Source organism: Lawsonibacter sp. LCP25S3_E2, from assembly GCF_052117285.1.
Lineage (GTDB): Bacteria > Bacillota > Clostridia > Oscillospirales > Oscillospiraceae > Lawsonibacter.
Genome location: NZ_JBQKJL010000004.1, coordinates 63709 through 89993 on the forward strand (window position 1 = coordinate 63709; position 26285 = coordinate 89993).

Consider the following 26285-nt stretch of genomic DNA (forward strand, 5'->3'; position numbering starts at 1 on the left):
GCCATGATACGACCCGCTTGCCCGGACGATCTGCCCGCCGTAGCCCGGCTCTATGAGGAAATTCTGGACCAGGAGGATCTGCGTCCCGTCTCCTACACCAACTGGCAGCGTGGGAAATACCCCACTCTGGATACAGCCCGCGGCGCTCTGGAGGCCGGCACCCTTTTTGTGGGAGAGGAAGATGGTACTCTTTTTGCCGCGGTCATTCTAAACGGCATACAGCTGCCCGAATACGACCTCATTCCCTGGCAGTTTAAGGCCAACGCTGAGCAGGTCATGGTCATCCACACTTTGGTGGTCAGTCCCCGCTTCTCCGGCCGGGGAAAAGCCAGGGAAATGGTGGCTTTTTGCGAGGAGGAAAGCCGCCGTCAGGGAAAAACTGTTATGCGCCTGGATACCTATGAGGGAAACCTCCCCGCCAACACTATGTACCCAAAGCTGGGCTACCGCTTTGCCGGCCACGCCCGGTTCCTGTTCCAGGGTTTTCTGGACGAGGTGCTCAACTGCTATGAAAAACAGCTTTGAAGGAAGCACGGGCTATGCGGAAAATTCCGTTTGCCCCCTATGATACTGCATAAAAAAGCAGGCGCTTTTCGGAACGCGCCTGCTTTTTTATTTAAAAATTCCACCAGACAAGCCACCCCAGCGCCGCCAGCTGCACAATCAGCAGCACCGGAAACCCAAAGCGGAAATACCAATGCTTTGTCTTGTGGTGAAATACCTTCATCCCCACGGTTCCTCCCAGGGCGCCGAAAAGCACTGCCGGAAGGAACAAAGCCTTTTCCGACAGCCGCCAAGCATCCTTTTTGGCCCGCCGCTTGTCGATCCCCATAACGCAAAATGCCCACAGATTGACCAGGGCCAAATAGAGCAGCAGCATCTGCCAGAGTTCTTTGCGCAAGGTCCTCACCTCCTGTTTCTTGCAAGTGTACTACCTCTCTGAAATCTTGACAACCCATTCTTGCTCATTTTCTCCTTCTTTCCTTTGGTACAGGGGCCAGGTTGGGGAATTTCTTAGTAAAATTTTGTGAAAATCTTGATAAATGTGTTGCAATATTTCTTTCATATAGGTATAATATCATCCGCAGTATTGTCATGCGATGCAAGACTGCATATTGTTTCGATTGCGGCGGCCTCCAGGCGGCCGGGTTTCCGGTTTCACCAGATGTGCCGTCTAAACATGAAGAAAGGAATGAAGTATACAAATGGCAAACAAGTACGTCTACCTCTTCTCCGAAGGCAACGCCAATATGCGTGAGCTTCTGGGCGGTAAGGGTGCTAACCTGGCTGAGATGACCAACATCGGTCTGCCCGTTCCCCAGGGCTTTACGATTACCACCGAGGCCTGCACCCAGTACTATGAGGACGGCCAGAAGATCAACGACGAGATCCAGGCTCAGATCATGGAGTATATCGTCAAGATGGAGGAGATCACCGGCAAGAAGTTCGGCGATCTGGAGAACCCCCTGCTGGTCTCCGTCCGTTCCGGCGCCCGCGCTTCCATGCCCGGCATGATGGACACCATCCTGAACCTGGGCCTGAACGAGGAAGTGGTCGAGGTTATGGCCAAGAAGTCCGGCAACCCCCGCTGGGCTTGGGACTGCTATCGCCGCTTTATCCAGATGTACTCCGACGTAGTCATGGAGGTCGGCAAGAAGTACTTCGAGCAGCTCATTGACAAGATGAAAGAGGAGCGGGGCGTCACCCAGGACGTGGAGCTCACCGCTGACGATCTGAAGGAGCTGGCCGGCCAGTTCAAGGCCGAGTACAAGGCCAAGATCGGTGTGGACTTCCCCTCCGACCCCAAGGAGCAGCTCATGGGCGCCATCAAGGCCGTGTTCCGTTCCTGGGACAACCCCCGTGCCAACGTGTACCGCCGCGACAACGACATTCCTTATTCCTGGGGCACTGCCGTCAACGTGCAGTCCATGGCCTTCGGCAACATGGGCGACGACTGCGGCACCGGCGTGGCCTTCACCCGTAACCCCGCCACCGGCGAGAAGAAGCTCTTTGGTGAGTTCCTGACCAACGCCCAGGGCGAGGACGTGGTGGCTGGCGTCCGGACTCCCATGCCCATCCAGGAGATGGCTGACAAGTTCCCCGAGGCTTTTGCCCAGTTCCAGGACGTGTGCAAGATCCTGGAGGACCACTACCGCGACATGCAGGACATGGAGTTCACCGTGGAGAACGGCAAGCTCTACATGCTGCAGACCCGTAACGGCAAGCGTACTCCCGCTGCCGCTCTGAAGATCGCCTGCGACCTGGTGGACGAGGGCATGATCGACGAGAAGAAGGCCGTGGCCATGATCGAGCCCCGCTCTCTGGACACCCTGCTGCACCCCCAGTTTGACGCTGAGGTGCTGAAGAAGACCCCCGTCATCGGCAACGCTCTGGCCGCCTCCCCCGGCGCCGCCTCCGGCAAGATCGTCTTCACCGCTGAGGACGCCAAGGAGTGGGCCGCCCGTGGTGAGAAGGTGGTTCTGGTCCGTCTGGAGACCTCTCCCGAGGACATTGAGGGCATGAAGGCCGCTCAGGGCATCCTGACCGTCCGCGGCGGCATGACCTCCCACGCTGCCGTTGTGGCCCGCGGCATGGGCACCTGCTGCGTGTCTGGCTGCTCCGAGATCAAGATGGACGAGGAGAACAAGAAGTTTGAGCTGGCCGGTAAGACCTTCCACGAGGGTGACTGGCTGAGCCTGGACGGCTCCACCGGTAAGATCTATGACGGCGCCATCCCCACCGTGGACGCCTCCATCGGCGGTGAGTTTGGCCGCGTGATGGCCTGGTGTGACAAGTACCGCCGTCTCCAGGTGCGCACCAACGCCGATACTCCCCACGATGCCGCTCAGGCCAAGAAGTTTGGCGCTCAAGGCATCGGCCTGTGCCGCACCGAGCACATGTTCTTTGACGAGGACCGTATCCCCGCCATCCGCCGGATGATCTGCTCTGACACCGTGGAGCAGCGTGAGGCCGCTCTGGCTAAGCTGGAGCCCATGCAGCAGAGCGACTTTGAGGGCATCTACGAGGCCATGGAGGGCTGCCCCGTCACCATCCGCTTCCTGGATCCCCCCCTGCACGAGTTCGTTCCCACCGAGGAGGCCGACATTGAGAAGCTGGCCAACGACATGGGCAAGTCCGTGGCCGACATCAAGGCCATCATCGCCGGTCTGCACGAGTTCAACCCCATGATGGGTCACCGTGGCTGCCGTCTGGCTGTCACCTATCCTGAGATCGCTGCCATGCAGACTCGCGCCGTCATCAAGGCTGCCCTGAACGTTCAGGCCAAGCACCCCGACTGGAAGATGGTCCCCGAGATCATGATCCCCCTGGTGGGCGAGGTCAAGGAGCTGGCTTACGTGAAGAGCGTGGTGGTCAAGACTGCTGACGAGATCATCGCCTCCGTCCACTCCGATATGAAGTACAAGGTCGGCACCATGATCGAGATCCCCCGTGCCGCCCTCACCGCCGACGAGATCGCCAAGCAGGCCGACTTCTTCTCCTTCGGCACCAACGACCTGACTCAGATGACCTTCGGCTTCTCCCGTGACGACGCCGGCAAGTTCCTGGATGCCTACTATGACCGCAAGATCTACGAGAACGACCCCTTCGCCAAGCTGGATCAGACTGGTGTGGGCCGTCTGGTGGAGATGGCTGCCAAGCTGGGCCGGAGCACCAACCCCGACCTGCACCTGGGTATCTGCGGCGAGCACGGCGGCGACCCCTCCTCCGTGGAGTTCTGCCACAAGGTGGGTCTGGACTACGTGTCCTGCTCCCCCTTCCGTGTGCCCATCGCCCGTCTGGCTGCTGCTCAGGCTGCCATCAAGGACGCTCAGTAAGTTATGTTTTTCTCCAAAGGCGCGGCAAAAGCCGCGCCTTTGGGCGTTTTCAAAGGAATTTGACGGAATTTGACAAAGGAGGCAGCTTTTGGACATTTTCGACCTTGTTTCGGCCCAGCGCACCTATTATCAAACAGGCGCAACACTGCCCCTATCCGCCCGCCGTGACGCGCTGCGCACCCTGGAGCAGGCTATTCAGAGCCACCAGCGGGACATTGCCGCAGCCTTGGCCGCCGACCTGAATAAATCCCCTGCGGAGAGCTATATGTGCGAGATCGGCATGACGCTTTCCGAGCTTCACTATGTACAGCGGCATCTGAACCGTTGGGCACGGGACCAGTGGGTTCCCACTTCCCTCTCCCAGTTTCATGCCAAAAGTTTCACCGTCTGTGATCCCTACGGCGTGGTTCTGATCATGTCCCCTTGGAACTACCCCTTTCTGCTCACACTGGAACCGCTCATCGGTGCCATTGCCGCGGGTAACTGCTGCGTGGTCAAACCCTCAGCCTACTCCCCTGCCACCTCTGCTCTGATTCGTACTTTGCTCACGGAATGTTTCCCCCCGGAATATGTGTCCGTGGTGGAGGGCGGCCGGGCGGAAAACCAGGCTCTGTTGGAGCAGAAGTTTGACTACATCTTTTTTACCGGCAGCGTGGCCGTGGGCAAAGAGGTTATGGCCAAAGCCGCTGCTCACCTCACTCCTGTTACGTTGGAGCTGGGCGGTAAGAGCCCCTGCATCGTGGACCGGAGTGCAAAGCTGGATCTGGCTGCCAAACGGCTGGTCTTCGGCAAGCTTTTAAACTGTGGACAGACCTGTGTTGCTCCCGACTATGTGCTCATTGACAAGCATATAAAAGATGATTTTATTGCCGCTCTTAAAAAATGGATCTCTGTCATGTATGGCTCTGACCCTCTGGACAACCAGGGCTATGTACGCATGATCAACCGCAAGCACTTTGACCGGGTCATGGGGCTCATAACACCTGACAAGGTGGTTTACGGCGGGAAAGGAGATCCCGATACGCTGAAAATCCAGCCCACCATTCTGGATAATGTCTCTCCGGAAGACCCGGTCATGCAGGAGGAAATTTTCGGCCCTCTCCTGCCGGTTCTCACCTACCACAGCCTGGATGATGCCGTGGAATTCATTAACCATCGCCCCCATCCCCTGGCCCTGTACCTATTCTCAGAGGACAAAAGGGTTCAGGAACGGTTTCTGCGCCGGGTCCCCTTCGGCGGAGGCTGTATCAACGACACGATCATCCACCTGGCCTCCAGCCGCCTGGGCTTTGGCGGCGTGGGAGACAGCGGCATGGGCAGCTACCACGGGAAAAAGAGCTTTGAGACCTTTTCCCGTCGGAAAAGCATCGTGAAAAAGTCCACCTGGCTGGATTTGCCCATTCGCTACGCTCCCTACTCTCCAAAGCAGGAAAAACTCCTGCGCTTCTTTCTGAAATAAAAAATGCCCAGACGGCGTGAGCCGCTTGGGCAAAAAAGAGGTCCATAGGCGATTGCCCATGGACCTCTTACGATTTTATTCGGTGGTGTAGTTATCGAAATAGCCCTGGATATAGACGATAGGCGTGCCCTTGTCCCCGGAACCGGAAGTCAGGTCACACAGGGAACCGATCAGATCGGTCAAGCGGCGGGGGGTGGTGCCCTCAGACACCATCTGGCCAACCAGGTTTCCATCCTTCTGGTGGATACGCTCCTTGATGGCCTCCCGCAAAGCCTCACCGGACAGCTCGGCAAAGTCGTTGTCCGCCAGGTACTTGAGCTTCAGCTCGTTGGGGGTGCCCTCCAGGCCGGCAGTATAGGCAGGAGACACTACGGGGTCAGCCAGCTCCCAAATCTTGCCCACCGGGTCTTTGAAAGCGCCGTCACCATAGACCATGACTTCCACATGCTTGCCGGTCTTTTCCAGCAGCTTGCTCTGGATGGCCTCCACCAGATCCTGGCAATCGCGGGGGAAGAGCTTCACCTGGTCCTCCGTGGACTTGTTGGAACCCAGCAGACCGTATTTCTCATTATAACCGCTCCCATTGACCGGAGCATTGAGGATCTCATCCAGGCCAAAGACCTTCTCCCCACCAGCAGCCTTCAGAAGACGCTTGGTGCGGGCACGGGTATGGATGTCACAGCACAGCACATTTTTGGTATAGTCCAGAATGGCCCGTGGATCATTGGCAAAGATGACCTCCACCTGAGCGCCGCAGTCCTCAATGAGGCCCTGGTAGTACTCCACATAGTCTACACCGGTGAAGGGGTGCTTCTCATAGCCAAAGAGCTCCCGATACTTTTCCAGGGTAAGCACATCCTTGTAGGGATCCACACCCTTCTCATCCAAAGCGTCCAGGCTGACCAGATGGTTGCCCACCTCATCGGAGGGATAGCTGAGCATCAGGACGATCTTCTTTGCCCCCTTGGCAATGCCCCGCAGGCAGATGGCAAACCGGTTACGGCTGAGAATGGGGAAAATAACGCCCACGGTCTCCCCGCCCAGCTTGGCGCGCACATCGGCGGCGATATCATCCACCGAGGCATAGTTTCCCTGGGCACGGGCTACGATGGCCTCCGTCATGGCCACCACATCCCGGTCCCGTACCGAAAAGCCGTCATCGGCGGCTGCCTCCAGCACGGAATTGGTGACGATTTCCACCAGATCGTCTCCGCTGCGAATAATGGGGGCCCGAAGACCTCGGGATACAGTACCGACCATACGGCTCATATTGGAACACTCCTTAACCTTTCAAACTTGTCCATGTTTCTAAATTGGAAACATTTTTCTTTCCAACTCGATAGTATATCAAGATTTGGATGAAATGTAAATATGCAGGACCGATTTTGCATAAAAACCTTTTTGTATATTAAAATGATATAAAGATCTACCTCATCTTTTTGACAATTGGGTTTGCTGTTTTTTATAATCATACAGTATCCTGCAACCCTGTGGAACGAAAGGAGCATCCCTTGCATCTCAACAAACAGCTTACATTGAAAAATCAGGAATCCATGGCAGCCGTTCTTCCCATTACGGCCATTGTTTTTCTGCTGTCCGTCACCATTGCACCACTGGATTCCGGCACATTGGTACTGTTCCTTTTTGGCGCGGTACTGCTGGTGGTGGGCATGGGACTTTTTACCCTGGGGGTAGACATGTCCATGCTCCCCATGGGGGAAGGCGTAGGCAGTGTGGTCAGCCAACATAAAGGCATAGTAATTCCACTGGTCATCTACTTTGTGTTAGGTGTCCTCACCACCATAGCCGAGCCAGATCTGCAAGTCCTGGCCCAGCAGGTGCCCTCCATCGCCAACCTTGTTTTAATCCTCACGGTAGCGGTGGGCGTGGGCTTCTTCCTGGTGGTCGCCACCCAGCGCATCAAAAAAGCCATTGCTCTGCGCAGGTTGCTGGTAATCTTCTATCTCATCGTCTTTGTTCTGTCCTTCTTTGCCCCCAATGATTTTATTCCAGTCTCCTTTGATTCCGGCGGCGTCACCACCGGCCCTATCACCGTTCCCTTCATCATGTCCCTGGGTCTCGGCATCGCCTCCAACCGCAGTGATAAAAACTCCGCCAGCGACAGTTTCGGCCTGATCTCCCTTTGTTCCATCGGTCCCATTTTCTCGGTACTGCTTCTGGGGATTATCTATCAGCCGGTGGGAACCACCCCCTCTGTTTCCACTCTTCCCGAGGTATCCACCACCTTGCAGGCCTCCCAATATTTTCTGGAATCTTTTCCTCAATACTTTGAAGAGGTTGCTCTGGCCCTGCTGCCCATCGCCGGGCTCTTTCTCCTTTTTCAGCTTTTTACCCGGCGTTTCAACACCCACCAACTGCTTCGGATTGCAGCTGGACTCCTTTATACATATCTGGGACTTGTACTCTTTCTGTGTGGAGTCAATGTTGGCTTCATGCCTGCCGGGCAGCTTATTGGTGCCACAGTGGCCTCAGGATCTCAAAAGTGGCTGCTGGTTCCCATCGGCATGCTCATCGGATACTACATCGTCAAAGCAGAGCCCGCTGTGGCTGTGCTCACCAAACAGGTAGAAGAGGTATCAAACGGCTCCATTTCCCACAAAGCCATGGGGCTGGCGCTCTCTCTGGGCGTGTGCGTGTCTGTGGGGCTGTCCATGGTTCGGGTGCTCACGGGACTTAACATTTTTTGGCTGCTTATCCCCGGCTATGTGATAGCACTGAGCCTGTCTTTCTTCGTCCCCAGCATATTCACCGGCATCGCCTTTGACTCCGGCGGCGTGGCCAGCGGACCCATGACCGCCACCTTCCTTCTCCCTTTCGCCCAGGGTGCCTGTCAGGCCCTGGGGGGCAACATCATGACCGACGCCTTCGGCACAGTGGCTATGGTAGCTATGACTCCCTTAGTCACCATACAGATTATGGGGCTTTCCACGGTAGTCCGCCGCCATCTGGCTCGCCGCCGTCTGCGCTATCATATGGGCCGGGTGGAGGATGAAATCCTCTATTTTGACTGAAGGAGGGAAACAAATTGGAAGCAATCAAGTTGGTTGTCTCCATTGTGGAGCGCGGCCAAGGAAAAAGAATCCAAAAGCTTTACCGAAAGCATCACATTCCCCTTCATCTGCAATGTGCCGGACACGGAACCGCAACTTCTGAGATTATGGATATTTTGGGGCTGGGTTCCAGTGAAAAGGACGTCCTGATTAGCTGGTCCGCTGCCTCGGCCGCCGGACACCTCTTGTCCCAGCTTAACGGCGAACTGCGGGGAACCGTTCAGGCCAGCGGCATAGTTTTTACCGTTCCCATATCGGGATTGAACAGTCTGGTAGCCTGTCTGTCTGCCTACCAGGCGGAAAATCTAAAAAAAGAGTTGCGAGGTGACCCACAAGTGGAACGTACTGAAAACAGTGTGATTTTGATCTCCTGCAGCCGGGGCCGCACGGATGAGATTATGTCTACCGCAAAAGCCCATGGAGCCCGTGGCGGTACCGTGGTCAAGGCCCGGCTGGCCGGGCAGGAGGATCTGGAGCAGGCCTATGATATGGAGCTTGAGGAGGAACGGGAAATTTTGGCCATTGTGGTCCCCACCCAGCTCCGGGCCGCTATTATGGATGCGGTCAATACCGCCCACGGTCTGCGCAGCAAAGCCCAGTCCATAGTATGCGCCTTGCCCATTGAGGATATGATCCATCTATAAGCACAAAGCGTACAAAAAGGACTTCGGAACAGCTCCGAAGTCCTTTTTCTTTGTTACACCAGTTTTACCTGTACCCTGTGGTCCTGAGCAGACACTCTCAGTATGCCCCCCTCCTTCAACTGGCCGGACAGCATAAGATCGGCAGCAGGGTCCTCCACCAGGGAGGCTATGGCCCGGCGTAAAGGCCGGGCACCATATTCCCGGTCGCTCCCCTCCCTGGCCAGCAAACGTACCGCTTCCTCCTCTACCTCCATGGCCACCCCCAGCTGCTTCAGGCGCTGTTGGGTCTCTTCCAGAAGCTGCCGGGTAATGGCACTGAGGGTAGTTTCATCCAGAGGATGGAACACCAGTATACTGTCCAGGCGGTTGAGAAACTCGGGGGCAAAGGTTTTTCGGGCATCAGAGCGTACCTCCGCCTCGATTTTTTCCCGCTCCTGTTCCTGCCCCATGGTAAAGCCCAGCTGCTTCCCCGCACGGAAACGTTCCGCCCCCAGGTTGGAAGTCATCACCAGCACCGTATTGCGGAAATCCGTCTTTCTTCCCTGAGCATCGGTGAGCACTCCCTCCTCCATAACCTGAAGGAGTACCGACCACACATCCCGGTGGGCCTTTTCCAGCTCGTCCAACAACACCACCGACCATGGATGGCGCCGCACCCGCTCGGTGAGCTGTCCTCCCTCCTCGTGGCCTACATACCCTGGCGGCGAACCGATCAGGCGGGAGACCGAGTGGGCTTCCATATACTCAGACATGTCAAAACGGAGAAGCGCATCTTCGCTTCCAAAGAGGGTAGCAGCTAAACTGCGGCACAATTGGGTCTTGCCCACCCCGCTGGGCCCCAGGAGGAGGAAGGTGCCCACTGGCCTGCGGGGGTCTTTCAATCCCAGCCGCCCCCGGCGAATGGCTTTGGACACCGCCTCCACCGCCCGGTCCTGTCCCAGCAAATGGCGGTGAAGCTCCTTCTCCAAAGCCGCCAGAGCTTTTTTGTCCGCCTCATCCGGGTCACACACGGGTACCCCTGTCCACTGGGACAACACCTGCTGGACATGCCGGGGTTCCACACAGAACCGCCCTAGCCCAGCCTCCCATTTCTCCCGGTCCCGCTCCAGCTCCTGGCGAAAATCCCGCTCCACATTCCGAAGCAAAGCCGCCTGCTCAAAATCCTGCCGGCGCACCGCGTCGGCCAACTGGCGGCTGGTCTGGGACACCCGGTTCTCCAAACGCTGAAGCTCCGGTGGTGGTGTACGGCCGGACAGGCGGGCCTGGGCGGCTGCCTCATCCACCAAATCAATGGCCTTGTCCGGCAGAAAGCGCTGGGGCAGATAACGAATGGATAGATCCACCGCCGCGGTCAGGGCATCGTCCGAAATGGTGAGATGGTGGTGGGCCTCATACCGCCCCCGCAGCCCCCGCAAAATATTCAGGGTCTCCTCCCGTGTGGGCTCCTTTACCGTGATCGGCTGAAAACGGCGCTCCAGGGCCGCGTCCTTTTCAATATATTTCCGATACTCGTCGAGGGTGGTAGCTCCAATCACCTGAAGCTCTCCCCGGCTGAGCGCCGGCTTTAAAATGTTGGCCGCATCGATAGCTCCCTCTGCCGAGCCCGCCCCTACAATGGTATGCAGCTCATCAATAAACAGGATGATGTTGCCCGCCCTTCGCACCTCCTGGAGCACATGACGCAGTTTCTCTTCAAATTCCCCCCGGTACTTGGTGCCCGCCACCATGGCGGACAGGTCCAGGGCACACACTCTCCGGCCCAGCAGATGGGCAGGGGCTGTGCCATCGGCTATGGCCAGAGCCAGCCCCTCCGCCACAGCCGTTTTCCCCACGCCCGGTTCTCCAATGAGGGCAGGATTATTCTTGGTCCGGCGGGAAAGGATTTGAATGACCCGCCCCAGCTCCTCCTTTCGGCCAATGACCGGGTCCAGCCGCCCCTCCGCGGCCATACGGGTAAGATCCCGTGCACACTGGTCCAGCTGCCGGGTGTCCCCGGAGGGGCGGGATTCGGGCTCTCTTATTCTCGCTCGGGGCGCCGCATCCTCCCCACCCAGAGAGGCACAAACCGACCGGTAGAGCGTCTGTCCATCTACCCCGCAGCCAGCCAGGAGCTGATACGCCTCACTGTTCTTTTCCCCCAGCAATCCCAGCAACAGGTGCTCCGAATTCACCGCCTGCTGGCCCAAACGGCGGCTCTCCCCTACCGCTCCCTGAATGGCCTGGCAACAGTTTGGTGTTAACCCCTGGTGGAGGGACCGGGAGGGCACCCCGGTCCCCACCCGCTGAGCAATGGCGCAGCGAAGCTTCTGGCTGTCAACTCCAGCCCGGCGCAAAGCAATGGCGGCAGGGCTGAACTCTTGGCTGGCCAGCCCCAGCAGCAGATGCTCGCTTCCCACGTAGCTGTGGCCCAGGCGGGCGGCATTTTCCTGGGCTAAACGGATCGCCCCCAGGGCGGTGGATGTGAATCGGCTGTCTGACATGGTTGTTCACCTCGGAAACAAATCTTTTACTATCATTCCCCCAATCCCTAAAATTTAGCATTGCAATTTTAAAAAGATGTGATAGAATGTATGTACATTCTAAGGGAGGTGTACTTATCATGGCCCATGTCATTAGCGATGCTTGCATCAGCTGCGGCTCCTGCGCGGACGCTTGTCCCGTTGGCGCCATCTCTCAGGGTGATGCTCACTATGTCATCGACGCCGGCGCCTGCATTGATTGCGGTGCCTGTGCCGGTACCTGCCCCATGAGCGCGATCTCCGAGGGCTGATTCTCAACCTGAAAAAAACAGCGCCGGTGCTCCGGCGTTGTTTTTTATATTTTTTAATCTAGTTTTTAATATTATATTTAGTCATATTGTATATTGATATTTTTCTGAAAAAAGCATATACTGAACTTGTAATCCATGATACCCCAGAAAGGAGAAATTCCTATGCGTGCCGATGTGTTATCCGCTTCCGCCGCCCCCTTGGCCATTTCCAGGCCAAAGCGCCGCCGGGAAGTCCGCGACCCTTATGACGGCCTGCGCCCCTGGTCGGCCATTACCCATGGAATCGGCGCGGTCTTGGCCGGGGTGGGCACGGTGCTTTTGCTCATCCGGGCCGGGCAGATAGGGAATGGTTCCCTGATGGTCCTCTTTGTGGTATATGGCCTATCCATGTTCTGTCTCTATACCGCCAGCACCCTCTACCACTGTCTGCGCACCTCGGTAGCGGGACGCATTGCCCTTCGGAAATATGACCATTGCTCCATCTACCTGCTCATCGCCGGCAGCTATACCCCTCTGTGCCTCACCGCTTTGCGGGAGAGCGGCGGGATTCCCCTGCTCGTCGCTGTATGGACGCTGGCTGCAGCGGGAGTGGTACTGACCATTGCCAAGCTGGCCATCCCTCGCTGGCTCACCAGTGCCATCTATCTTTTCATGGGGTGGCTGGTCATCTTTGCGATTGTCCCAATTTATGAAGCCCTCCCCTACGACGGCTTTTTGTGGCTGCTGGCCGGAGGCCTCCTCTATACCATCGGCGGAGTCCTGTATGCGGTCAAATGGCCCGGACGCAGCAATCCCCGCTTTGGCTGTCACGAGATTTTCCACGTGTTTATCCTTCTGGGCAGCGCATGCCACTTTGTGCTGATGTATCAGATCGTCCCACAGCTATAACGCATCCCCTATGCCCTTCCCTTCCCGGCGGCAAAGTGTTCTTTGCCGCCGGGTTTTTCGTTTTGTCAGAAATCCAATCAAAAGCCCCGTTTTTTCCGTAAAAATTTTCTTTGGGAAAGCAGTTGGCTTTGACGGCTCTTACAGGTATAATGTAGATTGTATTGTTATATTCCGGCTTTACCTTCCATAGGTCCGGCCTTTATTAAAGTCCGGTTTATGGGACACTTTATCTGCTATTCTGTAAGAGACCAACCACGAGACGGAGGCGCTCCCCATGAACACAACCTATCGCACTTCCACCATCAACAACCGGCGGTATCTGGGCAATAAATATAAACTGCTCCCCTTTATCACACGGGTGGTGGAAGCAGAGTGTCCCCAAGTGGAGACTGTGGCGGACATTTTTTCCGGCACCGGGGCAGTGTCCTCCGCCTTTCAGGATAAAATCCTGATCACCAACGACCTGATGTACAGCAACTACATCTGCAACTTCGCCTGGTTTGGCGCGGAGGACTATGACCCTCAGCGCATCGCGGAGTTTGTCACCGCCTACAACGCCAAAACCGGCTGCGGTGAGAATTATATGACCCGCAACTTTGCCGACACCTATTTCAGCCGGCGGGACTGCGCCAAAATCGGCTACATCCGGGAAGACATTGAGCGCAGCTATAAACGGGGCCTTCTCAACCGCCGGGAGCGTGCCCTGCTGATCACGTCCCTCCTGTACGCCATGGACCGGATCGCCCTCACCTGCGGACACTACGACGCCTACCGGAAGGGGGCAAAGTCCGAAGGTTCCCTGGAGCTGTGCGTCCCCATGGCCCAGGTACATAACAATCCCCTCAACCAATGCTTCAATGAGGACGCCAACAACCTGGTCAAGCGCATCGAGGCAGACCTTGTATATATCGATCCTCCCTACAACTCCAGGCAGTACTGTGACACCTATCATCTATTGGAAAATGTGGCCCGCTGGGAAAAGCCGGAGGTCTTCGGGGTGGCAAAGAAAATGGACCGCTCGGGGATGAAAAGTAAGTACTGCACCACCTCTGCCCCGCGGGCCTTTGAAACATTGGTACAGGACATTAAGGCCAAATACATTCTCCTCTCCTACAACAACATGGCCGAAAAGGGCAACGGCCGCTCCAACGCCAAAATCTCTGATGAGGATATCATGGCCATTTTAGGCAAAAAGGGCAGCGTCAAGGTGTTTGAGGAGAGCTACAAGGCCTTTACCACCGGAAAATCCGACCTGCCGGAAAACGCCGAACGGCTGTTTCTGTGTACTTGCCGGGATGGAGCGTGAGGAAATGGTCCAATCGCCGTTAAATTATACCGGAGGAAAATATAAGCTGCTGCCCCAGATCCTCCCTCTGTTCCCCCAAAGCTCCCGGATCTTTGTGGACCTGTTCTGCGGTGGATGCAATGTGGGACTTAACGTCCAGAGCCAGCAGGTGATCTACAATGACCGGAACCCGGACCTGCTCCACCTCTACCAGACGCTGCACGAACTGGATGGCGAAACCATACTGGCATGGGTCCACGAGATCATTGAACATTACCGTCTCTCCCTGGTCAGCCGGTACGGCTATGCCCACTATGGCTGTGACAGCGGCCGTGGGCTGGGTACCTACAACCGGGAGGGATTTCTCCGTCTGCGGGAGGACTATAACCGCCGCCGGAGAGAGGGGCTGGACGACTCCCGCTCCCACATCATGCTCTACGTCCTCATTGTCTACGCCTTTAATAATCAGATCCGCTTTAACGCCCGCGGGGAATTTAACCTGCCTGTGGGCAAGCGGGACTTCAATCAGCGCATGGAGGACAAGCTGCTGGCCTTTCTGGACCGCATTCACAGCCAAACCTGCACCTTCACCTGCCAGGACTTCCGGGACTTTGACACCAATGGTCTCACCGGGCAGGACTTTGTCTATGCAGACCCCCCCTATCTCATCACCTGCGCCACCTACAACGAAAAGGGCGGCTGGAACGAAGCGCTGGAGCGAGACCTGCTGGCCTTTCTGGACCGGCTCCACGCCCAGGGGGTCCCCTTTGCCCTGTCCAATGTACTGCGCAGCAAAGGGCGGGAAAATACGGTCCTCCTCCAATGGTTGGAACAAAACCGGGGCACCTACCGTCCGGTGCCCCTTCAGTACAGCTATGCCAATTCCAATTACCAGACAAAAGATAAAACCTCCTCCAGTGAGGAGGTACTGATTCTCAATTACTGACGGGAGTGGGAGGTGCGGACATGGTCATCGGAGAAAACCAGATTTTTAACCTGATGGACACAAATGGCAGACGCAGTGATGTACTCAACGCTCTGAACGTATATCTGGAAATCCTGGAGGAGCTGAAAACCGAATATCCCACCGAAAGCTGGAGCCGTTACCCCACCAGTGTAGCTCAGTTTCGTTTTTACGAAAAGGCCCTGGACAAATCGCAAGACGTGTTTAAGGTCCACCGCAACTATGACAATTTCATGTCTGACCTGGGCAAGGACTATGAAGCCTTTCTGCGCAAGGACCGGGACTGGATCGCCCAAACCTTTCCCCGTATGGCGCGTATGCTGGACGAGGCCATTGAAAAGCGCGCCCGGCACTACACCAGCAATTTGGTGAAAATGGGTTTTACCGACGCCCGCAGGAAGATCACCCAAGCAGGCTATTCCTATCTGCGCGGTCTGCTCCAGCCCGACGCGGTAGAGGCCATTCTCCCCCTGGATACCGTCAATCTGGCTCTGCTTCGCCAGCTTTTGAAGCTGAAAGTCTTCTCCCAGCCCGGCCGCGACGGAAAACGCCAATACTACGCTCCCTTCCTCATGGCCCTCAGCCTGCTGCTGAATGGCTCCCCTCTGGACCGGCAGAGCTTTGAACTTGTGGTGCAGGGACTGGGCCCCTACAGCAGCGCCTCCATCAAAGAGGCAGTATTGGCCGGAGCCAGGGCTGAGGTGCTGGAACCCATGATCCGCAGCCGGCAGGTGCCGGTCCCGGATGAGCTTTGGGCGGATGAAGTGCTGGAGTTCGACCACTTCCGGAACTATTTTAAAAGCTCCAAAAAAAGCCAGTCCACTGTGGGGAAGTACTACAACTTCTATCTGGCACTGGACCAGTTTCGCCGTACCCCCTCCCCCGGCTGCTACCAGACGCTGCTTACCTGCCTGGAGGAGGATGGGGACCTGCTTCAAAAGGCCTTTGGTTGGGGGAAGGCAGTCTTTCAGATCGGGAACCGGGGCAGCCGCTATGACCTGGATACCTTTTTGGAGAAAAACAAGTCCCATCCTCTGCTCACCGCCCCCCACTACAACCGGGAGTTTTATGTCACCTTTTCAACCTCCAAGTGGATTGACGGCATTCGGGAATACTCAGACACCACCATCCGCCTGCTCAGCGCCACCGGCCTGTTCAAATTCAAGCGTCTGCCTGAGCTGGCCTTTCCGGATATTCTGCGAATCATTTTCCATGCCCAGGAGCTACAGGAACACATTTTCGGTGAGATGTCCGAGGAGGATTACCTCCAGTATGAACAGACCGAAGACTGCTACTTTTGTCAAAGTCACTCCCTGCTGGAAATTCTGGGCTATCCGCCCCTCCGTACCGACCAGGTATTAGAAGACATCCAGATACTCTTGGGGGTCAGCACCTCCGGAGCAGCCAAGGATTTGCTGCTGAGCAAGAAGTCAGCGGATTTTCTGGCCCACATTCGAGAAAACTATCCTCCAGAACGGGTGATGTCCCTGCTTCCCCTGTTTTCCGACCGGTCCAATGATGATAAAATCAAAAGCGAGGTCAACGATGCCGCCACCGTCCCCACAATTTATGAGTATCTTGTGGGCATCGCTTGGTTCTATCTGTCCGGCGAAGACTTTGACCTGTACACCAGCTTGAACTTAACCTTGAATGCCGACTTTGAACCGGTGGTTCACGCAGGCGGCGGAGAAGGAGACATTGTTATCCAGTATCACGACATGACCGTTATGCTGGAGGTAACGATGATGAACAAACAGGCCCAGAAGAGGGGAGAATGGGAGCCGGTCCTGCGCCACGCTCTCAATCTGAAGGCATCCAGCGACAAAGAGACCTTCACCTTCTTTATCGCCGACGAACTGGACTACAATACCATCAACATCTGGCGTGCGGTGGCCGCGGTTCCTTTGGAGTCTACCAACACCCATCAGCCGGTCAGCGGTGTGGTGATCATGCCCTTTACCAACGCTCAAATGCTCTGCTTCCTGCAAGAGGGCGTAAGCCGTCAGCAGATCATCCAATCCGTTCGCAGTTCCTTCCAAAAAGTCCCCAGAATTACCGACATCCAGTGGCATCAGGAAATCCTATCCACCCTTTTGACATAAAGAAAAACCAGCGGCACAGTCTATGGCTGTACCGCTGGCTTTTTCTTGTCATGTTCCTAGGAAGGGAACCTATGGTTACTCCCCGATCTCACGCATAGGAAGAATTTCCTTATGGTATACCCGCTTTAAAAACAGGGTACTCAGCGTCAAGGAAAAGAGCTCCGCAATGGGGAAGGCCCACCACACGGCCTGCAGACCTCTGAACCGGGAGAGGACGAACGCCACCGGCAGCAGCACCAGCAGCTGGCGCACCACCGAGACGGTCAAGGAAAGTACTCCGTGGCCCAGAGCCTGGAACACCGAGGAGCACACAATCGCAAAACCTGCAAAAAGGAAACTCAGGGAGATAATCCGCAGGGCAGGCACACCGATGGTCAGCATATCGCCGCTGGTCTCTCCCTCCGCCATAAACAGGCCCAGGAACACATGGGGAATCACCTGGAAGAGGATCAGGCCCACAAACATAATGCCCACCGCGTACATTACACTGAGCTTGATGGTCTTAATGATCCGCTCCGGCTTTCTGGCCCCGTAATTATAGGCCACAATAGGCACCATACCGTTGGTCAGGCCGAATACGGGCATAAAAATAAAGGATTGGAGCTTGAAATATACACCAAATACCGCCGTGGCTGTGGCTGTAAAGGAGATCAGAATCTGATTCATACCAAACACCATCACCGAGCCGATGGACTGCATCGCGATGGAGGGGATACCTACGCTGTAAATGCCCAGGATGATAGACTTCTGGGGCCGGAGATTTTTCAGGGAAAGCTGGATATCCGGGTTACGGGTCAGGTTGAAAAACAGGGCCAGCAGGCCGCCGCAGATCTGACCGATGACCGTGGCCAAGGCAGCCCCCGCCACCTCCATGCGCGGGAAACCCAGCAGGCCGAAAATCAGGATGGGGTCCAGGATGATGTTGATGATGGCACCGGTGGCCTGGGTAATCATGGTGTAAAAGGTACGCCCAGTCGCCTGAAGCAGCCGTTCACTGGTGACCGACAAAAACAGTCCTGCGCTAACTCCGCAGCAAATGCTGAGATAGTCCGCGCCATAATCCACAATGGTAGCAATATCCGTCTGAACCGAATAGAAAAGCCGGGAACAGGTCAGTCCCAGCACCGTAAAGACCAAACAGCTGATTGCCGCCAGCAGCAGACCATTCATCGCTGTTTTGTTGGCCCGCTCCTGGTCCTTCTGCCCCAGGCTCCGGGATAGCAGGGCGTTGATACCCACACCCGTGCCCACGGATACGGCAATCATCAGGCTCTGCACCGGGAAGGCCAACGACACCGCATTCAGGGCATCCTCACTGAGCTTGGCCACAAACACACTGTCCACAACATTATAAAGCGCCTGGACCAGCATGGACGCAACCATAGGAAGCGCCATATTGATCAGCAGACGGTTGACGGGCATTACACCCATTTTATTCTCTCTGGCAGGCTCTCCCACCTGGACTCCTCCTTTGTATTTCGCAAATATCTTTCTTTTCTATAGCCTTACTATTATAGGGGATTCATTTTTTAATGTCAATGTCACATTTCCTTCAAAACGACATTTTTTATCATACATCCTTCCGGAAACGGGTTTTTTTCACGTCTCTGGCCCCTTGTCAAGTGATTTGCGAAAATTTTAGTAATTTATTTTTCAAAGGCTATTGACGCAAGCCTCGAATATCTCCGCCGCGGTGTGGAAATTAAATATCTTTCGAGGATAATTATTGACCCATTCCTCGGTTTCCTTTAACGTCGAGGCCGGAATAGTTGCAAAATCCGTCCCTTTCGGGTGCTTGCGGCGGATCATGCCGTTTTGCCGCTCGTTGGAGCCGCGCTCCCATGAGCTGTACGGATGGCAGTAATAGACCGTCGTCCGCTTACCTTTCCGCCGACAAGCCTTTTCCATGCCCGCACAGTCCGCAAACTCGGAGCCATTGTCCACGGTGATAGACCGAAAGACTTTGTAAAAGAGAGGGCCATACTTGCGCTCGAGGGTGTTCAGCGCCTTTACTACGTTCTCCGAGGTGTTGGCCCGTATCGGTATCATAATCTCGTGGCGAGAGAGCCGCTCCGTGAGCACAAGCAAGCGGGGGCGGCTCTTTTTCGTTCCCTCTACGGTGTCCATTTCCCAATGACCGAAAACCTCCCGGGAGTTGATCTCCTCCGGGCGCTGTTCAATGCTCAAACCTTTAGGCGCCCTCGCGGCGGAGCGGACGCGGCGATACCCCCGCTTTTTGTTCGGCTTTTGAGGGAGGTCTTTGTTTGTCACCTCGAGAAAGAGGCCGAGGTCGATATAGCGGTATAGAGTCCTCACGGAGATTTCAGTATCAAACTTGAGGCCCTTTGCCTTGATCTCTCCGAGTGCGGCCTCCGGCGACCTGTTCCCGCCCTTGAGGACGCTCTCGAGGTATTGGGCGAGGCGGTGGTCTTTCCCGATCTTGAGCCCTGGGCCCTTGTCTGGAAAGTGATCCTCATACCGCGCTTGAGCTATGTCCGGGATATAACACTCGTAGTCTATGAGGTCGCTCGTCCGCTGAATACCGAGGCCGCGCTTGATCTCCCGGTAGATGGTGGAGACGTGCCGCCCCAGCTCGTCGGCGATCCGCTGTTTCGACCACCCATCTTTGAGGCGCGTTTCGATGGTGAGGCGTTCTCTCCATGTCAAGTGTTGATACTTCTCTCCCATATTCAAACCCTCCAAATATAGCAAAGCCCCGCCGCGGCCATGTAGACCGGGCGGGGCGTCGTTTTACACGAGTTCTCGGGGGTGTACCCCCAGGGCGTCCGCAAGGGCGAGGGCGTTTTTGAGTGAGGCGTTTTTAATATCCCGCTCCCCGGACTCGAAACTCTGGATTTGCCGGATATTTACCCCCGACTTGTCCGCAAGCTCCTTTTGTCCGAGCCCCCGCTCTACTCGGATCGTCGCGAGCTTGCTCCCTTGGCCCGTGGTTGCCTTTCTCATATCGACCGCCTCCTTGTGTGTTGTGTCTGTATTTTACGCTCTTTTGCTCGTAATGTCAAGCGCAAAAAAGCCGCGGGGATCAGTCCCGCGGCGTGTTCTTGTCGGAGCCTATGATCCAATCGGCGGAGACTCCGAAAATCCTTGTCAGGGCGAGGAGTTCGTAGTCGGTCACGAGCCGGGAGCCGCTCTCGATCCGGCTTATCGCGTCCTGTTCAATGATCGCGCCCTCTATCTGCATTTTTACCGCGAGGGCGGATTGAGACAGGCGGGCCCGGAGGCGTAGCTCCCGGACGCGGTCGCCCGATACGTTCCCTTTGCCCTCAAATTGAAACCTCCTCACGCGCTCGCCCCTTTATGGTAATATCCATTATTTTAACCGATATTAACATAAATTTATCGTTGGCATATGGGAATACTCCATAGATAGGCAAAAAGACAGGCCGGAGGTGCTCTCCGGCCCGCTTGTTTACTTCGTGCCCTCCCGGGCGTCGTGGTACAAAACGGCCACGATAGCGGCCTTGAGCGTCTCCTTGCGGAGGTTGAGATCGGTCGCGCACACTTCCGCGGACGTTCCGCCGTTTACGGCGCCGGAGTCCAGCAGGGCCGCCGCCGCGCCTTTCCAGTATTCCGGGACGTCTTTCAAATCCTTATAGACGGGGTTTTCCTCGTCGAGGACTTCTTTCACGACCTCCCGGATCATGGCCTTTAATTCGTCTTTGCTCATGTCGATTTCCTCCTCATAGGTAACATAGGGGATTTTCCCCCACTTTTTCCACGTCCGGGCATTGTACCCCGACTTTTTCCCGATGTTGGCGACGGCGGTAATCTGCACCCCGTTTTTCCACGAGGGCGTACACTCTACCGCAAGGCCATCTCCGACATAAACCCCAATGTGTCCCGACATCCATACCGCCGCGCCGGGTACGATCCCGGAAAAGTCGGTCGAGACGTCGGAACAAATCGAGATCATACCGTCCGCCGAGACGTCGGGGCAGGCCCCCGCGACGACTTGGCTCATGGTGGGATAGACGGCCCCGCCGTATGCCTTGGAGGCGTCCCCGCTCCACCCCCACAAAAGGGCCTTAATGAGCCCCACGCAATCGAAATAGAAAGCCTTGGGGTCTCCGACGTAGCGGCGGGCGGCGGTGATCCACCCCTTTTCGGTGTTCTTTGCGTATGCCTGGGCGGCCCGCTCGAGGGTGGCCTCGGTGATCGGAGCGCCGAAACCGCCCCAAATATACGAGGTCTTATAATCCCGGGCGACGGAGAGAACCTTTTGCACAAAATCCGCCGCTTTCATTTACTCGCCCTCCTTGCCCGAGGTGCTGTCCACGGCGTCCTGCACCTTTTGGCTCTGCGTCCCGAAATAGAACGCGATCACGACGGCGTAGACCGTCATAAAGTCCTGGGCGATCTTGCCCGCGATAGCAAGATAGGCGAAAACCGCCGTGAGAGTGATCGTAACGATAGACTTTACGGAGATCAAGTTCGCCGCCCGTTTGATAATTTTCTCGTTCATGGTGTTTTCCTTTCCCCGGGGTTAAATCCCGGTATCATCGAATTTGCTTTTGCTGTCAGAGTCGGAGGAGGGCTCCTCTTTTTTGAGGACGGTTTTCAGACATAGCAAGAGGAGCTCCCCGCCGAAAAAGCCCAGGATCACGCCCAGGAGGGCCGCGGGGTCGTTTCCCGTCCTGGACATGATACGGAGCGCGTACCAACTGGCCCCGGTAGCGGCGACGACACAATAGATGATCGTCACCTTTGCGAACAGGTGAGGGATTTTCCCGATACGCTCCGCGAGGCAGGAGAGGCGAGAGGGGCCTTTCCCCTCCCGTTTCCCTTTCATAGCCCCACCCGGGCCAGTATGTAGCCCACCACCGCCGCGACGACGAGGAGCGTCACCTTTTCAACGACGCTTTTCCACCGTTTCCCCGGCTCGGCCTCGATTTGCTCGACCTTTCCGGCGATTTTATCGAGGTTGTCGTTCATGGTGTCCTGTTTGGTCGCCATGACTTCGACGGAGGTCGCGAGGCGGTTTATTGCCTCGGTGCTCTGCTCGAGCTTATCAATTCGGTGGGTGTTGGATTTACTGCGGGCCTCCGTCTCGGCCAGCTTTACGGCCATTTCTTCGCCCGTCATACCGTCACCTCCGTCCACCCGTAAACCCCGGGCTCCCATACGTTGCCGTCGAGGTCGGACGTCCATTTTTTATCCGAGTGCGAGACCTTGTCCCCGGCGTTGTATGCGTCATGGGCCCCGATGGGCTGGGCCCACTTCGGCCACTCCTCGGCGGGGTCTGCGATCTCCGCCCACAAGCTCGCCGCCGCGGGCGGCGTCCAGTCCTCTTGTGAGGTATGAGCCTGGACGCATTGATAGAGGCGCCCCTCATAGAGCCGGATCGCGCCGACTTTGTAGGTGACTGGATAGGCCCACTCCCCAAACTGCGCGGCGTGTTCCGCCGCGGTGGTGGTGTCGATCTGTCCCGCCTCGGCCAGGGCGACAAATACGATAGAGGCCGCCGCCGCGGTCGGGGCCATGCCCTCTACCTCCGCCGCGAGCTGGGGCGTGTGGTCGGTCTCAACGAGGGCGCTCTCGATCTTATACCACCGATAGAAAAACCCGCCCTCGGACGCCTCCCGGAGGAGGTCTCCGACGATCACCTCGTAAACGCTGACTTTGTCCTCCTGGGCCCTTGTGAATGTGACAAGGTCTCCCGTGAGGGCGATCTCCGCGTCCGATTTGATACGGAGATAGCGGAGGCTTTTCCCGGCCTGTCTCGTGGTTCCGATCATGTACTCAAGCATATTGCAAACGCTCCTTTCGCGACGCCTCACGGACGACGCTCTTTATTGTTTTCTCAATGGGCCGGACGTGTTTCTCATAGAGAGCCCACCCGGCACAATGTTTTAACTGCCCCGCCCTGGATAGAATACCCCGGGCCTGTTTAGGTGCTATTTTTCGGTGTGCCTCGATCCGTTTCCGGGCCCTGGTGCATTGTCGTTTCAGACGGAGGAGGTTTTTCTTTCGGATCAGGGTCAAGCCCCGCTTATAGCGGTAGCCGACCGCGTTCACCATGCGCTTTCGGGTGTTGTAGAGTTGCCAATTCTCTTTAAGCCGGAGCCTCATTCTCCCCAAAAACTCCATGATCGCCCGGATCGCCTTGTGTAGTTTCTTTTTGTTTGGGCCGAAAAGAGTCAAGTTGTCGATATAGCGGACGTAGTGGCGGACGGCGCCGCCGAGTTTCTCACGGATAAAATGGTCGAGAGGCTCGAGGACGGCGTTTGCGAGCCACTGGGAGATATAAAACCCGATCTTAATACCGTCCTTGATGATCCTCCAAATGAGATCGAGAAAAGCCGCGTCCTTGATTTTTCGCCGGAGGAAACGCATAACCTCCCGTGGGGACAGGGAGGGTTAGTATTTCTTTATATCCAGCTCGGCGCCGTACTTGGTGCCCTTGGGGTCTTTCTCGAGCCATTTCTCGATAGCTTTCCGGGCTCGGTGCGGCCCTCTGCCCGGTATGCTCCCACAACAATAGTAGTCCATGCCGCGCATAAGGATAGGGGCCAGGACTTGCACAATCATGTGGTGAACGTATTGATCCGGCCATAGGGCGGGCTCGTTGATCTCGCGCCATTTCCCCGCCGTGGAGTCGTAGCGAGGAAATGTCCGGGGCTTTTTCGGGCGGAAATCCCGTAGGAGTTCGCAAAGCTCGTCCGCCCGGGCCTCTTTCGTGCTCTCCACCCATTGAGCCGTTTTATTCTTCTTCCGGGGCTCATTGACTGCCTCGATTGCTAAAAGGGCGTTCTCACGAGTGCAAAGTTTCTCCATGAGATACCCGATCCGTTTTGTATTTTTCATGCTGTGGTCGCCTTTCGGACGTAAATAATTTTTCTTATTCACCTCACGGCCTTTCAAATCCATATCGGGCTTACTTGGCCGTGTCCCTGCGGCGAAATTTTCACCGAGCGGTGAGGAAAAGACTACGCGGAGTTTCGGGTATGGAATAAGTAGCCGCGAGCCGAGGTTGGAGTTCGTGTTGGAGGGCGCGTTGTTGCCGTTGAGGTAGAACGGCCCCGCGTTGGTGCCGTTGTTGTAGTTGCCGCCCACATAGAGCCCACGGACGCCGGAGTTATAGTTGCAATAATCCGGGCCCGGAAAACGGAGACCCCGGTCGCATGGCGTAGCCAGTCCCTAAATTGCGAGGTTTTTTATGGGGGTTGCGACCCCCAAACCCCCGGGCGGCTTACGCCGCCGAGGGGAGTTTTTGAAGCCGCGAGCCGAGGCCGGAGTACGTGTCGGAGGGCGCGTAGTAGCCGTAGAGGTAGAACGGCCCCGCGCTGGTGCCGTTGTTGTAGTAGCCGCCCACAAAGAGCCCACGGACGCCGGAGAGATAGTAGCAATAATCCGGGACGTAGGTCGTGTCGGAGCCGCCGACCGTGTTCGGGTAGATAAAGGAATTATCGGAGGAGTCATGCCCCCACGCCTTGATCCACCCGCCCGAGGTCGCTCGCGTGTTGCTTCTTACGGTGGCGCCTGTGCCGTTGTAGGTGTCAACGAAATTCGCCGGGTTGTTGTAGGTGCAGATATTCGCGCCGGAGAAAATAATTCCGTCGCGCCACTCGAGCACATTTCCCCACCAATTTTCAATATTGCGATACTGGATCGCGACGTTTCCGTCCGTGCCCGCGGCGCGGCCCGTGTGGTAGGTCATGGAGTCGGTTCCGCCCGTATTGATAACGGAGCCGGAGTCCACGTTTCCGCGCCCGATCTTGGTTTGTCCGTTCCAGTTCGCGAACTCGACGAGGTAGAGATACCAAAGCGTGAGTTGCAAGGCGAAATCCGCTTGATAATATCCGGTTCCAAGGGCCTTAATCCCGCTCCTGAACGAGGAGAGGGAGGTATTCACTTTCGGAGACTGGCCCGTCCTGGACTGATAGGAGGAATTGCACTCGTAGCGGCCAATATAGACGACGTCGCGCTCTCCGACGCCGTCACCGCGGTCTCGGTGGGCCGGGGAGACCTGGAAACCGTCTGTCGCCTGGTCTGCGATCTGCACCTTAAAGGGCGAGTGCGTCACCTTTACCCAAAATTTCGGGATTTTTACGAGGGTGTTATTTCCGTCCGTTACCTTTGTCATGCCCGACCACGGGAGGCAGTTATCAAAGGGAGAACTCCCGGCCCCGGTTCCCACCGCGGGGACGGGATCAGCAAAGAGGGCCGAGTCGTCCGTCCTGGTGAGGGCCGTTGTGCTCGAGCCGTCCCAGGTGACGCCGTAAATACGGACAAAGGCCGCCGTCACGTTGCAAGTCTTATTCGCGGGGGCGTTGTGGTTGGTGCCCGCGGAGACCTTGATCGTGATAACCGCGGAGCCACTCTTTTGATTGACGCCGGAAACCGTGACTTTCGTCCCGCTCACGCTGACGGTTGCGACGCTGGTATTACTGGACTCGGCGGAGATCGTACCGTTACCCGCCCGCGTGACGGTGATCGTCCTGGTCGGGTTCGAGCTGTCCAGCGTGAGGGAGGTCGGGGAAATGCTCAGACTGCCCGCGGCCTTGCCGATAGTCCAGTTTACGGACTTCGCCGCCGTGGTTCCGTCGCTCCACTCATAGTTAGAGGTCGGAGTAAAGGTCGCGGCGTAGGTTCCGGCGTTCGTGGCCGACGTCGTCCCGCCGAGCGTCAGTTGTGCCGAATTGTAGTTGTTCCAGTTCGGCGAGAGCGAGGAGCCCGTATAGGTGAGGCTCCCGCTCTGGCTCGGGACTGTGGAGATCACTGCACGGGAGACGGTGACGGGCGTTGTCACCGCCGCCGAGACGCCGTTTTCCGTATATTTCACGGTGACGCTCTGACTCCCGAGGGAGGTAAAGGTCGAGGGGCTCGTCGTGTAGCCCGTTACCGCCGCCGTGCTCCCGTCCGTATAGGCGGCCTTTACGACCATTCCCGCCGCGGAAAACGCCTCTCCGTAGCGATACGCCGTCTTTGTGGGCGGCGTGGTGACTGCAATCGAGACGAGTTTCGGGATCACGGTCACGGCCTGGGAGGCTGTGACGCTCTTTCCGCCCTCGGTATATCGGATCGTGACACTCGTCACGCCGTCCAGTAAAGGCCCGCTCGGCTCCACGGCGTAGCCCGTGGCGGCCAGCTTGGCGCCGTTGGAATAGGTCGCCGTTACCACCATTCCCGCGGGGTCGAAACTCTCGCCGGAGAGGTATCTCGTTTTCGTGGGCGGCGTCGTGACGGCAATCGAGACGAGCTTGATCCCACCTCCGCCGCCGACCATGTTATACACGTTTCCCATA

General features: G+C 56.7%; 25 protein-coding genes. 10 read left to right on the top strand and 15 right to left on the bottom strand.

From position 1 onward, the window contains the following. The first annotated feature begins 3 nt into the window (after positions 1-3). Positions 4-525: a GNAT family N-acetyltransferase gene (locus ACTQ3R_RS05190; RefSeq protein WP_441779041.1), complete on the top strand. Its 522-nt coding sequence runs from the start codon at positions 4-6 to the stop codon at positions 523-525. 91 nt (positions 526-616) lie between these two features. Here ACTQ3R_RS05190 and ACTQ3R_RS05195 read toward each other — a convergent pair whose 3' ends face one another. Further along, the gene (locus tag ACTQ3R_RS05195) at positions 617-901 is read right to left on the bottom strand and encodes a DUF1294 domain-containing protein (protein WP_441779040.1); all 285 of its coding nucleotides are present in this window, start codon (positions 899-901) and stop codon (positions 617-619) included. Positions 902-1205: 304 nt separating this feature from the next. Here ACTQ3R_RS05195 and ppdK point away from each other — a divergent pair, with 304 nt between their 5' ends. Together ppdK and ACTQ3R_RS05205 are read left to right on the top strand one after the other, a co-directional pair. After that, positions 1206-3836 (top strand): pyruvate, phosphate dikinase, encoded by a 2631-nt coding sequence (ppdK, locus tag ACTQ3R_RS05200; RefSeq protein ID WP_441779039.1) that lies wholly within the window; start codon positions 1206-1208, stop codon positions 3834-3836. 88 nt (positions 3837-3924) lie between these two features. Beyond that, positions 3925-5295 (top strand): aldehyde dehydrogenase, encoded by a 1371-nt coding sequence (locus ACTQ3R_RS05205; protein ID WP_441779038.1) that lies wholly within the window; start codon positions 3925-3927, stop codon positions 5293-5295. A gap of 75 nt (positions 5296-5370) precedes the next feature. Here ACTQ3R_RS05205 and ACTQ3R_RS05210 read toward each other — a convergent pair whose 3' ends face one another. After that, entirely contained in the window at positions 5371-6564 is a 1194-nt protein-coding gene (locus ACTQ3R_RS05210) for a coenzyme F420-0:L-glutamate ligase (RefSeq protein ID WP_441779037.1), read from the bottom strand. 284 nt (positions 6565-6848) lie between these two features. On the opposite strand from ACTQ3R_RS05210, the gene ACTQ3R_RS05215 reads away from it, so the two are divergent. Beyond that, positions 6849-8327, top strand: coding sequence for a DUF1538 domain-containing protein (locus ACTQ3R_RS05215; RefSeq protein WP_441779099.1), 1479 nt, complete (start codon positions 6849-6851; stop codon positions 8325-8327). A gap of 14 nt (positions 8328-8341) precedes the next feature. Beyond that, the gene (locus tag ACTQ3R_RS05220) at positions 8342-9010 is read left to right on the top strand and encodes a hypothetical protein (RefSeq protein WP_441779036.1); all 669 of its coding nucleotides are present in this window, start codon (positions 8342-8344) and stop codon (positions 9008-9010) included. A 53-nt stretch (positions 9011-9063) separates the two neighbouring features. On the opposite strand, the gene ACTQ3R_RS05225 is transcribed toward ACTQ3R_RS05220, so the two are convergent. After that, on the bottom strand, positions 9064-11490 hold the full coding sequence (locus tag ACTQ3R_RS05225; RefSeq protein ID WP_441779035.1) for an ATP-dependent Clp protease ATP-binding subunit: 2427 nt from the start codon (positions 11488-11490) through the stop codon (positions 9064-9066). A gap of 119 nt (positions 11491-11609) precedes the next feature. On the opposite strand from ACTQ3R_RS05225, the gene ACTQ3R_RS05230 reads away from it, so the two are divergent. From ACTQ3R_RS05230 to ACTQ3R_RS05250, 5 genes are all read left to right on the top strand, one after another. Then, entirely contained in the window at positions 11610-11780 is a 171-nt protein-coding gene (locus tag ACTQ3R_RS05230; RefSeq protein ID WP_441779034.1) for a DUF362 domain-containing protein, read from the top strand. 162 nt (positions 11781-11942) lie between these two features. After that, positions 11943-12668, top strand: coding sequence for a PAQR family membrane homeostasis protein TrhA (gene trhA, locus ACTQ3R_RS05235; protein ID WP_441779033.1), 726 nt, complete (start codon positions 11943-11945; stop codon positions 12666-12668). A 274-nt stretch (positions 12669-12942) separates the two neighbouring features. Next, on the top strand, positions 12943-13974 hold the full coding sequence (locus ACTQ3R_RS05240) for a DNA adenine methylase (RefSeq protein WP_441779032.1): 1032 nt from the start codon (positions 12943-12945) through the stop codon (positions 13972-13974). A gap of 4 nt (positions 13975-13978) precedes the next feature. After that, the gene (locus tag ACTQ3R_RS05245) at positions 13979-14899 is read left to right on the top strand and encodes a DNA adenine methylase (RefSeq protein ID WP_441779031.1); all 921 of its coding nucleotides are present in this window, start codon (positions 13979-13981) and stop codon (positions 14897-14899) included. 20 nt (positions 14900-14919) lie between these two features. Further along, positions 14920-17019 carry an AlwI family type II restriction endonuclease gene (locus ACTQ3R_RS05250; RefSeq protein ID WP_441779030.1) on the top strand — a complete coding sequence of 700 codons (2100 nt, stop codon included), beginning with the start codon at positions 14920-14922 and terminating at the stop codon, positions 17017-17019. 75 nt (positions 17020-17094) lie between these two features. Here the strand turns inward: ACTQ3R_RS05250 and ACTQ3R_RS05255 are convergent, their stop codons facing one another. From ACTQ3R_RS05255 to ACTQ3R_RS05310, 12 genes are all read right to left on the bottom strand, one after another. Next, the gene (locus ACTQ3R_RS05255; RefSeq protein WP_441779029.1) at positions 17095-18477 is read right to left on the bottom strand and encodes an MATE family efflux transporter; all 1383 of its coding nucleotides are present in this window, start codon (positions 18475-18477) and stop codon (positions 17095-17097) included. A 195-nt stretch (positions 18478-18672) separates the two neighbouring features. Next, positions 18673-19707, bottom strand: a complete 1035-nt coding sequence (locus ACTQ3R_RS05260; RefSeq protein ID WP_441779028.1) for an IS30 family transposase — start codon at positions 19705-19707, stop codon at positions 18673-18675. Between the two features lie 63 nt (positions 19708-19770). After that, positions 19771-19983 (bottom strand): helix-turn-helix domain-containing protein, encoded by a 213-nt coding sequence (locus tag ACTQ3R_RS05265; RefSeq protein ID WP_441779027.1) that lies wholly within the window; start codon positions 19981-19983, stop codon positions 19771-19773. A 79-nt stretch (positions 19984-20062) separates the two neighbouring features. After that, entirely contained in the window at positions 20063-20323 is a 261-nt protein-coding gene (locus ACTQ3R_RS05270; protein ID WP_441779026.1) for a helix-turn-helix domain-containing protein, read from the bottom strand. 126 nt (positions 20324-20449) lie between these two features. Next, positions 20450-21283 (bottom strand): hypothetical protein, encoded by an 834-nt coding sequence (locus tag ACTQ3R_RS05275; RefSeq protein ID WP_441779025.1) that lies wholly within the window; start codon positions 21281-21283, stop codon positions 20450-20452. Continuing rightward, a complete protein-coding gene (locus ACTQ3R_RS05280) occupies positions 21284-21502 on the bottom strand; it encodes a hypothetical protein (RefSeq protein WP_441779024.1) in 219 nt (72 codons plus the stop codon). It abuts the gene before it with no gap. 21 nt (positions 21503-21523) lie between these two features. Next, on the bottom strand, positions 21524-21829 hold the full coding sequence (locus tag ACTQ3R_RS05285) for a hypothetical protein (RefSeq protein WP_441779023.1): 306 nt from the start codon (positions 21827-21829) through the stop codon (positions 21524-21526). After that, complete coding sequence (locus tag ACTQ3R_RS05290; protein ID WP_441779022.1) at positions 21826-22122, bottom strand: hypothetical protein; 297 nt, start codon at positions 22120-22122, stop codon at positions 21826-21828. Before ACTQ3R_RS05290 ends, ACTQ3R_RS05285 begins: the two co-directional genes overlap by 4 nt. Further along, positions 22119-22787 carry a carbohydrate-binding protein gene (locus ACTQ3R_RS05295; RefSeq protein ID WP_441779021.1) on the bottom strand — a complete coding sequence of 223 codons (669 nt, stop codon included), beginning with the start codon at positions 22785-22787 and terminating at the stop codon, positions 22119-22121. The genes ACTQ3R_RS05290 and ACTQ3R_RS05295 overlap by 4 nt, the downstream gene beginning before the upstream one ends. Then, the gene (locus ACTQ3R_RS05300; RefSeq protein WP_441779020.1) at positions 22780-23373 is read right to left on the bottom strand and encodes an RNA-directed DNA polymerase; all 594 of its coding nucleotides are present in this window, start codon (positions 23371-23373) and stop codon (positions 22780-22782) included. The genes ACTQ3R_RS05295 and ACTQ3R_RS05300 overlap by 8 nt, the downstream gene beginning before the upstream one ends. A gap of 24 nt (positions 23374-23397) precedes the next feature. Then, positions 23398-24093 carry a hypothetical protein gene (locus tag ACTQ3R_RS05305; protein WP_441779019.1) on the bottom strand — a complete coding sequence of 232 codons (696 nt, stop codon included), beginning with the start codon at positions 24091-24093 and terminating at the stop codon, positions 23398-23400. Between the two features lie 136 nt (positions 24094-24229). Beyond that, positions 24230-26284, bottom strand: a complete 2055-nt coding sequence (locus ACTQ3R_RS05310; protein WP_441779018.1) for a bacterial Ig-like domain-containing protein — start codon at positions 26282-26284, stop codon at positions 24230-24232. Position 26285 lies beyond the last annotated feature (1 nt).